Source organism: Nostoc sp. UIC 10630 (assembly GCF_010747425.1).
Lineage (GTDB): Bacteria > Cyanobacteriota > Cyanobacteriia > Cyanobacteriales > Nostocaceae > Nostoc.
Genome location: NZ_JAAGOG010000200.1, coordinates 1 through 13719 on the forward strand (window position 1 = coordinate 1; position 13719 = coordinate 13719).

Consider the following 13719-nt stretch of genomic DNA (forward strand, 5'->3'; position numbering starts at 1 on the left):
AAATTTTCCTCAATGCCCAGACTCAGGCAGAATTTTTCACTTAACTGGACGTGGATAAACGCTCCTTCCCTGCACACTTCTATTTGTTATTCTCTCCAATTTTCCATGCCTTCTCATCTCTACATCAACCCCATCTCTTGCAACCCCTGGCGTAGTCTCTTCGCCTCTTCGGGATTATATCTTTCATGAAGGGCGATCGCTTTTCTAAAAGCTGTTAAACTCTCTTGATGATTGCCAACTTTGAGCAACACTACCCCTAAATTTTGATACGCTTCGGCATAGTTGGGATTTAAGGTGATTGCATGTTGATAATATACGATCGCATCTGTAAATAAACCCAAAGCCTTAAATGTCATCGCCAAATTATAATGTCCAAAAACAAAATTAGGATCAATTTTTAAAGTTGTGGCGTAAGCTGTTTTGGCACCGTTGAAATCTCCTGCTGCTTTGAGTAAGTTACCCAAGTTGTTGTATGCTCCTAATTTGAGCATGGGATAAATTGGCAATTTGATAGCAGCTTTATAGTGAGAAATCGCTTGTGGGGATTTTTGCAAGCGACTGTAAGCAATGCCTAAATGATAGTGGAGTTCATATAAAATATCGTAATTTTCTTCAGCAACGCTGATTCCATGTCTGAGCAACTCCATACCTTCGGTAATTTTCCCTGTTTCTACATACAATGCCCCTAATTTACTGCAAACATAAGGGTCATCGGGATGAGTAGCAAGAAACCCTTCCATCGCGGTAGCTGCTTTGGCATATTTGTTATTTTGAGCGATCGCACTTTTTTGATATCCTGTGTGTACAAGTGCGACCCCAGGTAAATAACCTATTTGCCAATGGGGTTCTTTATTTACAATTGCTGACACGCTATCATCCACTAAGGCATGGTAAGGACGGTCAAAACGAATATCTGGATGATTGCGGAACAGCCTGGAAACCAAAGAATAGGGAGATTGTTCAGCACCTACTTCCTGGCGAACGAGGTTGATGAGCAGGTATTCATCTCTGGCGATCGCCTCTCGCAACTGCGGTACAATGCCTGGAGTCAAAGTTTCATCAGCATCTAAGACCAAAACCCAATCACCAGTGACATATTTTAAAGCTGCATTACGGGCAGCACTGAAGTCATTACACCATTTAAAATGATGAACTTTTGCACCGAGTTGTTGGGCAATATTGGGAGTGCGATCGATTGAGCCTGTATCCAAAACTACCATTTCATCCACCACTTTTCTGACACTGTTCAGGCATTTAGGCAGTGTTGCGGCTTCGTTTTTCACAATCATGCACAGACTCAAACTCATAAGTTAAAAATTGGGAAATGGGGATGGGGAATGGGGAATGGGGAACTTGTACTGAGCGCAGTCAAGTATGGGGAATTGGGAATTGGGAATTGGGAATTGGGAATTGCCAAGAGGAGAATTGGAGACAATGGGAAAGACTTGTTGCAAGATTCTCACTCAAATCACCTCTGTCACCTTGTCTCCTGTTTCCCCTCATCTTCCCCATTACCCATTACCCATTCCCTATTGCCTATTTAGATTTTGTGCAAAAATCAAGATTAACAAAATCAGTGAGTGATTCAATCTGGGAGAAAGGGTGAATTTAATGCAGGGTCAAACCATCGGTGGACGCTACCAAATTCTCACCCAACTGGCACAAGGGGGGTTTGGTACGATTTTCTTAGCTCAAGATATTCAAAGACCGGGGAATCCACAATGCGTTGTTAAGCATTTTAAGCCACTCTCTACCGATGTATACACTTGTCCATCAGCACAATGTGATTCATCGGGATATCAAGCCGGCTAATATTCGGCGAAGAACATCAGATAACAAGATAGTACTAATTGACTTTGAGGCTGTCAAACAAATTTGTACTCAGATGCCTAATTCTCAAGGACAAACAACTTTTACCGTAGCCATTACTACTCATGGTTATATGCCAAGTGAACAAGTTAGCTAATCGCACTCCACAATTGAGCAGCGATATCTATGCAGTGGGAATTATTGGTATTCAAGCCTTGACAGATGGATTCACGAGTATAAAAGACTCGTTAACGGAGTTCTGAGATGGATTCACTAATATCGAAAAAATACTAATTAACTGCTGAAGTGGCATGTATAACAGCAAAGTTCGTTCAATTTATGCGATCGCACTTTGATATATAAACAGCGATACACAGGTTCTTTTATTAAGATGTTCACCAATTTGAAATCAGCGTATTTTCTCTAATGAAAGAAAAGTTATAAAAGAATACTAATGCCTATTCTTGTTGATGAATAGATTGCCGCTTGAGACGCTTCTGAGCGTACATTAATTCGTCAGACCTGGCAATTAGTTGTTCTAGTGACATATTACTTCCTGGTGAGTAACGCTCTATTCCCATACTCATCGAAAGTTCATAGCTACGGTTTTGCTGTTGATTAAAGTTGGCAATATTTACTTGCAGATACGCTTGGATGCTATCAGCATCCTTAAAGTAGCTGGAGATGAAAACAATGAACTCATCTCCACCCAAGCGAGCAACAATATCCGAGTTCCGAAAACTTTGCTTGAGTAATCGACCAGCATCAACAATTAAGGCATCCCCCATATCATGACCAAGGGTGTCGTTAATCTGTTTTAGCCCATCTAAATCAATGAAAATCACCCAGCACAACAATCTCATGCGGTGAGCAATTTTCAACTGTTGTTCAGCCATCACGAAGAAGCCACGTCGATTATGCAAACCTGTTAGATCGTCGGTCAGCGATAACTGCCTTCCTTCTATCTCTGATTGTTTACGGTTGCGAATTTCCTGAGTGAGTTCCATCTGAGCGATCGCTTGCCGAGTTAAGCGGCGCAGTGCATCCAACTGCTGGTAACTTAGCTGGCGAGGAACGGTGTCCATCACACACAACGTCCCTATTGGAAAACCATTAGGCGTAACTAGTGGCGCACCAGCGTAAAAACGAATTTTAGAATTACCTTTGACTAGAGGATTGTTTGCAAAGCGAGCGTCCTTGATGGCGTTGGGAACTACTAATATATTCTCTGGTTGCAGAATAGCATGGGAGCAAAAAGCCGACTCTCTGGGCGTTTCTCTAACTTTTAGTCCAATGTTAGATTTAAACCATTGGCGATCGGCATCCACTAAGCTAATTGAAGCAATTGGAGTTTTACAAATGTAGGCAGCAATAGCAGTTAGGTCATCAAATGCTTGTTCAGGTAGAGTGTCCAGAATATTGTAGTCTGCTAATGCTTTGAGCCTTTCTGCTTCATTTTTATATAGAGGAGCAACTGGTGTTTTCACAGATGAGTGTCCTCGCCTTAGCGAGGAAAGTCTGATACGCTGGAATTTTTGCAACAACCGCAGGGCTAACTCTCCAGCAACCAGGCTGCGTGATATAAATATCTCTGCAACGAAAATCAAAATTCGATTGAATATACAGAAATATTGTATTGCATGATGTTCTTCATGCCTTTGGTTTGCTCTGTTGTTCATATCACCCTAATTTTCACTGTGCAAATCCCCTGAGCATCTATATGCTTACAAGGTCTTCTACCCAAAGCCATGTTGAAAATTATCATTGTCAACTAAAAATTATCAAAACTTATCATACTGTCAGAGTTCCTATCAAAACTGGACATTTTTGATACTGATAGTTTGTTTGGATGCAGATAAATTCCGAGAGTTAGATTCCAACCCTCGGAACTCTCCTCTGGGTCTGTTCTTTGCCAAGGGATGCGCGAAGGAGAGCCCCAGAAAACTAAGCAGACTGACGGCAAAAATAAAAATGTGCGATCGCTTAATTTTGCAGTCCAGTCCCGATGATCTCTGCGTAGATGGCTATCCTGATTGATTGGCTTTAATCTCTAATTTTTCAAAAGCCGTAGTGGATGTAACTAAAACCAAAATATCACTAGCTTTCTTGCGGTGGGCAAAATTTTTGCTTTGATTCATCTACCACTTGCACAAAAGTTATTCTGGCTGCTTAATTCTGTTTTCAGTAACTTGGCTTTATAGCAATTAGTTTAGTATAAAGCAGCGATTGATACGGTTTTAGTAATCGGTTTCAGCTTTGATCCTTGATAGGAAAGTAACATAAGCCGTAGAAAACTTATCAACAAATTCTGCCAATGGATAAATTTTACTCAAACTAAAATTGCTAATTTTACTCAGATAAAAATGCACACAACATTAGCAATACTGCGTTATCTTTGCTATGCAGAGATGAAGTTACAGTTTTTAGCACAATAATAATGGAGAAAGTAATGATTACCGAAGAAGACTTAGCTCAACAATTTACCCTTATTATGAAGCAATCTCACCCGACAGCATGGGAATTACTACGCCACTGCTATATAAAAGTGCTAAATTCTAGCTTAAAAGAAGCGTATACCGCTCATGCCAAACATATTAGGATTTACTGTCCTGACAGACTGATTGCTGCTGTAGTAGCAGAAAAAAATTTACTGATAGAAGTGGCAGAATCTCTGGGTCTAGTTGAAGTTGTTTGCCTGAATGCAACAAATCTGTTGCACGACCCCAAATCGCAGATTAGGAAGGCTTATCCTCAATTGTGGTTAGATTTGATGTGGATTGTTACGCAAAAGCAAGAATTATGAAACCTAGAATTTTCTCTAGAATTAGTCTTTATACGACTCTAAAATCCCACTGCGAATCATTAGTTGTGGCCAAAACAACACAAAAAATCCCATCCACATCACTATAGGGATAGAGACGAGAATGGTTAGCCAGATAATTTTAAATAGTAACCAGCTACCACTAATAATTGTTACACCTGTGAGAACTATAGACCAGGGCTGACACCACCAAGGTTTGTAGTTCCAAGGACTTATAGGCTTTTCTTCGGACATTTGTTTTATTTAATAAAACTCCAAATTTACCTTTGACCATTTTTAGGGTCAACGATCTACTAGGGTTCCAGAGTTGAACGCAATCGCTATCAATATTATCAAGGTTTTGGTAATATTCTTCAGAAATATAACAGTACAATCCAGATCAATTTTGGTTATTGTCCACCTCCGTAGACTCAGAAAAAATTAACAAGGGGCAAAATCCCCTTGTTATGAACCCGCGTAGGTGGGTAAAGCCTTGTATATACAATACTTTTCGGTTAAACCCAATAATCTCTCTTTTGGTCTGGGGAAAGGTTAAAGGGTAATGGGGAAAGGGAAATTCAAACCCTTTCCCTTTCCCCTTTCCCCCAAAACCCGAAAAGTATTGCTTGTATATAAGCTTTTAACTACTTAGGAAAGCACTGCTGCTTCTAGCTTATCGGCTCTGTTCTTCAAGATGGTTGGTAATTCGCTGCTGAACGCTTCACCTTCAACCACTTGCGATCGGAAACCATCTGGACCAACTGGAACGTCACCCGTGATGGTTGTGCGATAGAGGACGCGCTCAACTTCCAGATGATCCAGATCCTGTGGGGCTAAATGCGAGGTGGCGCGGTTATCCCAGAAGGCAATGTCACCGTTGTTCCATCGGAAGCGAGTGGTGTAGGCAGGCTTGGTGATTTGGTTGAAGAATAACTCAAGCAGCAGGTCGCTTTCTTGTCGTGACACGTCAAGAATGTGTGAGGTGAAACCAGGATTCACATACAATGCTCGTTCGCCTGTCTCAGGATGAACGCGTACTACTGGGTGGATTGAAACCAGTGGATTGGCAGCAATGCGCTGGGCGATCTTGCTATTGCTGGGCAGATTCAAACGCGCATTGAAGCGATGTTCAGCTTTCAATCCGTCTGCAAGCGCCCGCAGGGGTGCTGATAAACCCTCGTAGGCTGCGACCAAATTAGTCCACTGTGTGTCACCACCGAAACTAGGAACGTTAACTGCACGCAAAATCGATACCGCAGGTGGATTGACAACTGCTGTCACATCTGTATGCCAGCGACTTTCGTAACTGGAACGCCGTAGACCATTGCGCCGTTCGTAACGGCTGCGGTCAATTGGTAAGATTTCTGAGAAACCTTCTACCGGCTCATCTTCGTGGGGATGTGCGTAGGTCACTTCGCCGAAACGAGCCGTGAATGCAACCTGTGCAGCATGATCGATGTTCTGACCGCGAAAGAACACGACTTTCCACTTCAATAGCGCTTGACGAATTTCTTTAACTGCATCATCGTGCAAAGGACGTGAAAGGTCTACGCCACTGATTTCAGCACCAATGAAACCAGCTACCTGTTTGACTTCAATGTGTTTGTTAGTCATCTGAATTCTCCATAGTTTGATTCATAGGGCGGTGTTCACACTCGTCCGTTCCCTTTGGTATTTTGTTTGCACTTTATGCCTACATCCCAAAGGAAGCGATGCCTACGGCTGGCTACGCCTACGCATTTGAAAAACATTATACGTTAAATCTATCGATTTGCAGTAGTATAAAAATATCGAATTTTAAACTGCCTAACCATCTGCACCCTGTGGGCTTGCTACAGATGACTTTGGGCAACTTAGCCTTGCTTTAATTTCTCTCTTTTTTAAGGGGGCTTAGGGAGGATAAAGCCTTGATCTAAACGTAATTATGTCGTGCATTTAATTGGCACAACTAGGGCGGACAAGATGTCCACCCCACAAGAGATTTATTTTTTGGGGGATGCAAATTATAAAGATTTCTGAAGCTTAAGAAAGTTTAAGCTGTAGAAGCCTTTATACTCCAACCCGTTTTTGAAATTACGAATTATTCGTTAAGTATTTCCAACAACTGCGCTTCGCTTAACTGTGTAATTCCCAAAGAGACAGCTTTTTCTAATTTAGAACCTGCATCTTCTCCTACTACCAAATAATCTGTTTTTTTACTCACCGAATCAGTCACTTTACCACCAGCTTTTTGAATCAAAGCCTTTGCCTCATCTCGCTTTAGGGTTGGCAATGTGCCTGTAACTACAAAAGTTTTACTTGCAAACTTTTGATTACCATCACCAACTGTTTTTGTTTCTTCTGGGGCAGTTAATTGCAATCCTTCTGCTTGCAAGCGTTCTATCAATCTTTGGTTGGCATCAATCCGAAACCACTGGTACACAGATTGGGCAATTTCAGCACCGATACCGTAAATTCCTTCAATATCTGATTGCTTTGCTGTTGCTAACTGTTCTACGGTGAAATATTTCTGAGTCAACAATTGGGCATTCACACTGCCAACGTGACGGATACCTAAGCCATACAATACCCTTGACCAAGGTTGATTTTTTGATTGAGCGATCGCATCAATCAATTTTTCTGCTGATTTTTGCCCCATCCTTTCTAATGCACATAACTTATCTGCTGTCAACTCATATAAATCGGCAACGGAATGCACTAAAACTTTATCAACGAGTTGATGCACTAGCTTTTCGCCTAAACCTTTAATATCCAAGGCATCACGACTTACCCAATGTTCAATAGAGCCTTTGAGAATCGCTGCACAGGAAGCATTGACGCACCGAGTTACCGCTTCACCTGATTCTCGCACCACTGCTTGATCGCAGACAGGGCAATGGGTGGGCATAACGAAGGGTTCAGTGTCAGCAGGACGGAGTTCTTTGAGTACCCTCACGACTTCTGGAATGATTTCTCCAGCTTTGCGGACAATAACAGTATCCCCAATGCGGATATCTAATTGAGCAATGCGATCGCTATTGTGTAAAGTTGCGCGGGAAACTGTTGTCCCCGCCAGTTGTACAGGGCGCATCTCAGCTAACGGCGTTAACGCCCCAGTTCGTCCGACATTTACAGCAATATTTTCCACACGGGTGGGTGCTTCTTCGGCGGGGTACTTTAACGCGATCGCCCAGCGAGGAAATTTCTGCGTAAAGCCTAGCTGTTCCTGAAGTTTAAAAGAATTCAGCTTTACTACCACCCCATCAGTCATGTAGGGTAAATTCAGGCGTTCCGTATCCCAATATTCATAATATTTTGCCACTTCTGCGATCGAGGCACACAATTTATGGTTGGGGTTCACTTGAAAACCCATCTTTTCTAACAACTCCAACGCTTCCCATTGGGTATTGGCAATACTGGTGTCATCTCTACCAGGAATGTGCAGAGTATAGCCAAAGAAAGCTAACCGCCGTTTTGCGACAATGCGCGAGTCTAGCTGTCTGAGTGTACCAGCTGCGGCATTCCGGGGATTGGCAAACAATTGCTCACTTGCTTTTTGCCTTTCCTCGTTGATTTGTTTAAATACTTCCAACGGCAAAAACGCCTCGCCTCGCACTTCCACCCTTTCTAGAATTTCTAACCCTTCAAAATTTAAACGTAAGGGAATTGAGCGAATTGTCCGCACATTTTGGGTGATATCTTCACCCATCACCCCATCACCCCTAGTTGTCCCCCTAACTAGAATGCCATCTTGGTAGGTAAGAGCCAAAGCAGAACCATCAATTTTAAGTTCAGTGACATATTCCACCGAATCTATTTTCGGTACTTGTCGCCGCCAGCGCTGATCCCACCCTTGCAACTCATCAATATTAAACGCATTTTCCAGACTGTACAGAGGGATATTATGCCGCACCGAAGTAAACTGCGTTGCTGGTTTCTCACCCACGCGCTGAGTCGGACTATCGGGTGCTGTCAACTCTGGATATTGAATTTCTAATTGTTGCAATTCTCGATATAGCTGGTCATACACTGAATCCTCCATAATTGGAGTATCTAGGACGTAATAAGCATAGCTGGCTTGTTGCAATAACTGGCGCAATTCTTCTGTGCGCTTTACTTCCGGCTTAATCTGTGTCATTAGAATAATTACAAAATATCTAGCGAATAAAATTTAAAGATAATGAAGCCTATTGTTTGGATAGCCGCGACTAACCTGTGAAATCAAGGCTTTCATGAATTAATCTTTCATATTATATTCTACCCAAATTGGATGTCTTGGTAGGCGATCGCCACAACAAGGGCAAGGAAGTATCGGATATCTTTCAGCAGCTTTCATTAGAGTAAACCGATCCTGATTTATCCCATCTCCACAATATAGACCCGTATCCATAGGATTAGCTGTTTTTCCTCGCCAATTGCAAAAACCACAGCTTAAAGTTTCTAACTGGACTCTTTGAAAGTTTGATTCTATTTCTAGAAAAATATATGGCATCCATCTCTTGAAATTTGATATTTTTCCAAGCCCTAAGTGAATTTCAGGATATTTTTGAGTTAAATCAAGCGCTGGCCAAAGCAAATCTAAAACAGCTAGTGGCATATCATCAATAAAGGGGTTGAATCGCAAAGTTTCCCATTCTTCTTGGCTGGGAAATAATATCTTTTGACCGTCAATATAAATGTGTTTTATACTGGGCTTATTTGAGTTCATGGTCTTGTATTGTGGCTTTCATTCATTATTGTCAGTATAAAATCAGCTAAAACTACATAGTAAAGTTATGCCAAAGAAATACAAATAAAAGTTCGGTATTCTGAATTCAGGAATCATCTGTAAATCTTGGGTATCCACAATTGTCAGCATCACTACCTGAGTATTGCATAAAAAATAAATGCAACCTTATGTAGTCAGTGCAGCCCAAATTTACTCTTTTATTTTACTAATATGTTCATCCGTTCTTTAACATTTACTGCCTCTAGTGCAGTCTTACTTTCAACTTTAATCAGTTCCGCTTTTGCCGCTCCCATTAACTTTGCTAATAGTGTCAGCAATAGTGAGACAAATACAAAGGTAATTGCTCAAAATGTTGCCCAATTACAGAGAATACCCGATGTCAGAAGACAAGCGATCGCTAACGGACAAGACCGATACGCCGCTATTTGGGTCAAGTCTGGTAGTGGGGCTTGGGAAGCGCGGCATGGATTGACCTCGGCCCAGTATCAAGCTACGTTTGACAAACTGGTTGGCGAAGGATATCGGTTAGTTGATGTCAGTGGTTATGAGGTCAAGGGACAAGGCCGATATGCTGCTATTTGGGTGAAGTCTGGTGGCCCTGCTTGGCAAGCGCGACATGGATTAACCTCAGCCCAGTATCAAGCTACTTTTGACAAACTAGTTGGTGAAGGATATCGATTAGTTCACGTTAGTGGTTATGCTGTGAACGGACAAGACAGATATGCCGCTATTTGGGAGAAGTCTGACGGCCCAGCTTGGCAAGCGCGACATGGATTGACCTCAGCTCAGTATCAAGCTACTTTTGACAAATTGGTTGGTGAGGGATATCGGTTAGTTGATGTTAGTGGTTATGGTGTTAACGGACAAGACCGATACGCTGCTATTTGGGTGAAATCTGGTGGCCCTGCTTGGGAAGCGCGACATGGATTGACCTCAGCCCAGTATCAAGCGACTTTTGACAAACTAGTTGGTGAAGGATATCGATTAGTTGACGTAAGTGGTTACAATGTCAACGGACAAAACCGATACGCCGCTATTTGGGAAAAGTCTGGTGGTTCAGCTTGGCAGGCGCGACATGGATTGACTTCAGCACAGTATCAAGCTACTTTTGACAAACTGGTTGGTGAAGGATATCGATTAGTTGATGTCAGTGGCTATTAGTACAACATCTCCAATTATCATTGCACACCGAGGCGCTAGCGGCTATCGTCCAGAACATACTTTAGCTGCTTATGAATTAGCGATTGCATTGGGTGCTGATTATATTGAACCTGATTTAGTTTCCACCAAAGACGGCGTTTTAATTGCTCGTCACGAAAATGAGATTTCTGAAACTACTGATGTTGCAAACCATGCAGAATTTACTTACCGACGAACCACCAAAATAATTGATGGCGAATCAAAAACTGGCTGGTTTACTGAAGATTTTACCTTGGCAGAAGTGAAAACACTACGAGCCAAAGAGCGAATTGGGCAACTGCGATCGCAAAATACCGCTTATGATGGACTCTTTGAAATTCCTACGCTACAAGAAATCATTGATTTAGTGAAGCGTAAAAGTGCCGAAATTAATCGTGCGATCGGCATTTATCCAGAAACAAAACACCCAACTTACTTTAAATCTATTGGGTTAGCTCTAGAACCACCCCTACTTGCAACTTTGACAGCCAACGGTTATGAGGGCGCTAATGCACCTATTTTCATTCAGTCTTTTGAAATGAGTAATTTACAAGATTTATCTACAAAGACTGATTTACCTCTGGTGCAATTGCTGAATTACAGTGGTAAGCCTAATGATTTTGTCGTTAGTGGTGATGAACGCACTTATGCAGATTTAGTCACTGCATCAGGTTTAAGAGAAATTGCTAAATATGCACAGGCGGTTGGAATTCATAAAAGTTTGCTGGTTCCTAGAGATAGTAGTGGTAAATTGCAATCGCCTACATCTTTAGTAACTGATGCTCACACGGCTGGTTTGCTAGTTCATGCCTGGACTTTCCGCAATGAAGACTGCTTTTTGCCACTGGATTTTCAAGGAAATCCCCAAGGGGAATATGAACTATTTTTCAGCTTAGGTGTTGATGGCGTATTTAGTGATTATCCGGATACGGCTTCTACTGTGAAGGAAAATCTCCGATTGTAAACCTTGTTCTTCGTAAAAGTTTTAGTCATGAAAAATTAGATTCCCAACTTTTTTAAGAAGTCGGGAATCTGAACTCCTGATTTTCACAAACTCGTCATCACCTGAGCTAGTTGATTAGATAAATCAATCCCCGGATTCTCTGATTTTGTAAATAAAACGCCAGCTAAAAAATAATAATCGCCAGAATAAAACGCCATTTTGTTTTTTCGGAGTTCTTCTATGTGATTTTTTACTTTTGGCTCCGAGCTATAGTAGCCGAACTGCAAAGGAACCACCATGAAATTTTGAACATAATAACCATTTTCTTTTGCTATATTCAACGTATTTATGGGATTAGAAAAGCTAGATATTAAAACCAAGACATTTTCATAATCTAACGACAAAAGATCATTGGTAACTGTTGCTCCATCTACGCCCCCAAATAAAAGTGGTATATAAATATCGTCATCTGGTGCGGGTAGATAGGGTGGATTGGCTACAAGATACTCGGCATCTGGTTGAGAAGAATTAAACAAAGATGAATTATGGATTATATATTTATTTGTGAGATTGTATTCATCAATGGTTGAATTGGCAACCTTCCATGCAGAAGTATTTAATTCAAATCCCTGGATTACGCCATTAAAGTTGTTTCTCAATAAGGAATTAATTACAGGGCTACCATCTCCTGAACCAAACTCCACAATAGATTCAGAACTTTTACAATTTCTGATCACAAAGCTTTCTAAACAGTTTGAGTAGAAATTGGATTCTTCAGGACAAAAAAAGATATCTTTCATTTGACTGCAACCAATTGGTAATGTATAATAAACAGGAAATAAATTATTTATTACCTTGTATTAAGGCAATAAGAAACTGTTCCTTTAGCAAGTGTTGCTAAAGAAATGTTTTTGCAGTTAAGTTTAGATATAAAATGACTTAAAAATGTCAAATTAAAATTCTAAAATCTGCTATTTTTAATTTTTAGGATTTCTCCTCACATAGGAGTCAGACTGATTGTTTTGCTTCGCGTATCGATCGCACAACAGCAGTAGCGGCGCGATCGCCCATTAGTTTCTCCTGGTCATACCCAAGCAGGAGTTCCCAGGCATTTTTGGGATACTGTTCTGCTAAAGACAAAGCAACATCATCTAACATCCAACGACCGTGGCGTTCATCTTCCCTGATGTGCAGTTCCCAATAACCCATTGCCGCCTCTGACAGTCCCAATCGTTGCGCCGCCGCCAGATAGTTTTTATAAGCCGCAGGGCCAGCCACCTCAAAATATGTTAATGCACCACAATAACGTAGGAAATAGCGTTTGCGATCAGTGGTCAAAAAATTATGATTAGCACAAGCTAGAACTTCCCAAGGCACTAAATCGAAGTATCCTTCTGGTGCAGTGTTCATCCCAAATTCAGCCAGCATTTGGGCAAAAAATGTCGAGTGCTTGCGGGATAAACGACCATTGCCGTATTCTTCTAGTAGTACTCGCACCAGCGTACACTGCACTTCATTAGCAGCACCACCCAATACGTAGCAAAGACGACTACCTTCAACCAAGCCATCAAAGGAACCGATCGCTAGCAAGTGACGATAGCCAGCTTCAGTCATATCCTCACGAATATAGCGGCTACTATCCGACAAAGGCGGATTTAAATCGGCGGATGCACGCTCAATTAAAGCGTGTTTGACATCCAATTGTTGCAGCGCTGGTAAATCTATCTGTGCCAGTTCCCAGTTTTGCCAAGCAGCCTCAATTTGATCGCGACATGAGGATAAATAAAGCGATCGCTCATTGGTATAATGCTGCAAATCGTCGTACCAAAACAGTTTTAGCCGATTAATTCGATAAAGTATCCGTTGCAGAAAACGGTGAGCCTTTTCATCAGAGCGATCGTTTTTATAGGCGGCACGAATTGCTGTTGAGAGCGCCTGTTCAAACTCACTAGCTATTGCAGGTTTTACATCCAGCTTACGATCCAAATCCTCCATTGCTAGCAATTCTATAAATTGCTCCTCGGCACGGTCGTACTTGGTAATTGTTCTTTCTTCTGTTCGGGTGCTTTTTTTCGCAGCCCCAGTATTAGGAAATATAACTAAATTGCTTTGCATGGAATCTTCGCTAGCTTTGGAAAAGTGAGAAATGAGTTTCACCTCTAATACCTAGGTTTCCACACCAGTAGCTTTCTGTACCTCTTTCCTTGGTTATAAAGAAAAATTAAGTTTCAAAAGAAGGGCATTGGGCATTGGTTATTTCCCCCTACTCCCCTGCTCCTC

Annotated in this window: 13 protein-coding genes; 5 read left to right on the plus strand and 8 right to left on the minus strand. The window is 41.6% G+C overall.

All coding sequences use genetic code 11. The features are described 5' to 3' along the window. Positions 1-119: 119 nt before the first annotated feature. Positions 120-1307 carry a glycosyltransferase gene (locus G1O98_RS31040; protein ID WP_175586941.1) on the minus strand — a complete coding sequence of 396 codons (1188 nt, stop codon included), beginning with the start codon at positions 1305-1307 and terminating at the stop codon, positions 120-122. 295 nt (positions 1308-1602) lie between these two features. Between G1O98_RS31040 and G1O98_RS41235 the strand changes: the two genes are divergently transcribed. Together G1O98_RS41235 and G1O98_RS41240 are read left to right on the plus strand one after the other, a co-directional pair. After that, the gene (locus tag G1O98_RS41235; RefSeq protein ID WP_345940611.1) at positions 1603-1812 is read left to right on the plus strand and encodes a hypothetical protein; all 210 of its coding nucleotides are present in this window, start codon (positions 1603-1605) and stop codon (positions 1810-1812) included. After that, on the plus strand, positions 1784-1966 hold the full coding sequence (locus tag G1O98_RS41240; RefSeq protein WP_345940612.1) for a serine/threonine-protein kinase: 183 nt from the start codon (positions 1784-1786) through the stop codon (positions 1964-1966). The genes G1O98_RS41235 and G1O98_RS41240 overlap by 29 nt, the downstream gene beginning before the upstream one ends. 301 nt (positions 1967-2267) lie before the next feature. On the opposite strand, the gene G1O98_RS31050 is transcribed toward G1O98_RS41240, so the two are convergent. Next, a complete protein-coding gene (locus tag G1O98_RS31050) occupies positions 2268-3488 on the minus strand; it encodes a sensor domain-containing diguanylate cyclase (protein WP_163936426.1) in 1221 nt (406 codons plus the stop codon). A 770-nt stretch (positions 3489-4258) separates the two neighbouring features. On the opposite strand from G1O98_RS31050, the gene G1O98_RS31055 reads away from it, so the two are divergent. Continuing rightward, positions 4259-4612 carry a hypothetical protein gene (locus G1O98_RS31055; protein WP_163936429.1) on the plus strand — a complete coding sequence of 118 codons (354 nt, stop codon included), beginning with the start codon at positions 4259-4261 and terminating at the stop codon, positions 4610-4612. A gap of 21 nt (positions 4613-4633) precedes the next feature. On the opposite strand, the gene G1O98_RS31060 is transcribed toward G1O98_RS31055, so the two are convergent. The 4 genes from G1O98_RS31060 to G1O98_RS31075 form a co-directional block, all read right to left on the minus strand. Beyond that, positions 4634-4864 (minus strand): DUF6737 family protein, encoded by a 231-nt coding sequence (locus tag G1O98_RS31060; protein WP_163936432.1) that lies wholly within the window; start codon positions 4862-4864, stop codon positions 4634-4636. A gap of 393 nt (positions 4865-5257) precedes the next feature. Continuing rightward, positions 5258-6223, minus strand: a complete 966-nt coding sequence (locus G1O98_RS31065) for a TauD/TfdA family dioxygenase (protein WP_163936435.1) — start codon at positions 6221-6223, stop codon at positions 5258-5260. 466 nt (positions 6224-6689) lie between these two features. Continuing rightward, a complete protein-coding gene (gene ligA, locus G1O98_RS31070; RefSeq protein WP_163936438.1) occupies positions 6690-8726 on the minus strand; it encodes an NAD-dependent DNA ligase LigA in 2037 nt (678 codons plus the stop codon). 99 nt (positions 8727-8825) lie between these two features. Further along, positions 8826-9296, minus strand: a complete 471-nt coding sequence (locus G1O98_RS31075; protein ID WP_163936441.1) for a hypothetical protein — start codon at positions 9294-9296, stop codon at positions 8826-8828. A 231-nt stretch (positions 9297-9527) separates the two neighbouring features. On the opposite strand from G1O98_RS31075, the gene G1O98_RS31080 reads away from it, so the two are divergent. After that, positions 9528-10478, plus strand: coding sequence for a hypothetical protein (locus G1O98_RS31080; RefSeq protein WP_163936443.1), 951 nt, complete (start codon positions 9528-9530; stop codon positions 10476-10478). Beyond that, positions 10462-11460, plus strand: coding sequence for a glycerophosphodiester phosphodiesterase (locus G1O98_RS31085; protein ID WP_163936446.1), 999 nt, complete (start codon positions 10462-10464; stop codon positions 11458-11460). Before G1O98_RS31080 ends, G1O98_RS31085 begins: the two co-directional genes overlap by 17 nt. Positions 11461-11543: 83 nt before the next feature. Here G1O98_RS31085 and G1O98_RS31090 read toward each other — a convergent pair whose 3' ends face one another. Then, complete coding sequence (locus G1O98_RS31090; RefSeq protein ID WP_163936449.1) at positions 11544-12239, minus strand: SAM-dependent methyltransferase; 696 nt, start codon at positions 12237-12239, stop codon at positions 11544-11546. Positions 12240-12447: 208 nt separating this feature from the next. Next, positions 12448-13554 carry an iron-containing redox enzyme family protein gene (locus G1O98_RS31095; protein WP_163936455.1) on the minus strand — a complete coding sequence of 369 codons (1107 nt, stop codon included), beginning with the start codon at positions 13552-13554 and terminating at the stop codon, positions 12448-12450. Positions 13555-13719 lie beyond the last annotated feature (165 nt).

Excerpts from the sequence above, each read along its gene's own strand:
- G1O98_RS31085 (WP_163936446.1), top strand. The coding sequence starts at position 10,462 with ATGTCAGTGGCTATTAGTACAACATCTCCAATTATCATTGCACACCGA.
- G1O98_RS31090 (WP_163936449.1), bottom strand. The coding sequence starts at position 12,239 with ATGAAAGATATCTTTTTTTGTCCTGAAGAATCCAATTTCTACTCAAAC.
- G1O98_RS31055 (WP_163936429.1), top strand. The coding sequence starts at position 4,259 with ATGATTACCGAAGAAGACTTAGCTCAACAATTTACCCTTATTATGAAG.
- G1O98_RS31060 (WP_163936432.1), bottom strand. The coding sequence starts at position 4,864 with ATGTCCGAAGAAAAGCCTATAAGTCCTTGGAACTACAAACCTTGGTGG.
- G1O98_RS31065 (WP_163936435.1), bottom strand. The coding sequence starts at position 6,223 with ATGACTAACAAACACATTGAAGTCAAACAGGTAGCTGGTTTCATTGGT.
- G1O98_RS31095 (WP_163936455.1), bottom strand. The coding sequence starts at position 13,554 with ATGCAAAGCAATTTAGTTATATTTCCTAATACTGGGGCTGCGAAAAAA.
- G1O98_RS31080 (WP_163936443.1), top strand. The coding sequence starts at position 9,528 with ATGTTCATCCGTTCTTTAACATTTACTGCCTCTAGTGCAGTCTTACTT.
- G1O98_RS31075 (WP_163936441.1), bottom strand. The coding sequence starts at position 9,296 with ATGAACTCAAATAAGCCCAGTATAAAACACATTTATATTGACGGTCAA.
- ligA (WP_163936438.1), bottom strand. The coding sequence starts at position 8,726 with ATGACACAGATTAAGCCGGAAGTAAAGCGCACAGAAGAATTGCGCCAG.
- G1O98_RS31050 (WP_163936426.1), bottom strand. The coding sequence starts at position 3,488 with ATGAACAACAGAGCAAACCAAAGGCATGAAGAACATCATGCAATACAA.
- G1O98_RS31040 (WP_175586941.1), bottom strand. The coding sequence starts at position 1,307 with ATGAGTTTGAGTCTGTGCATGATTGTGAAAAACGAAGCCGCAACACTG.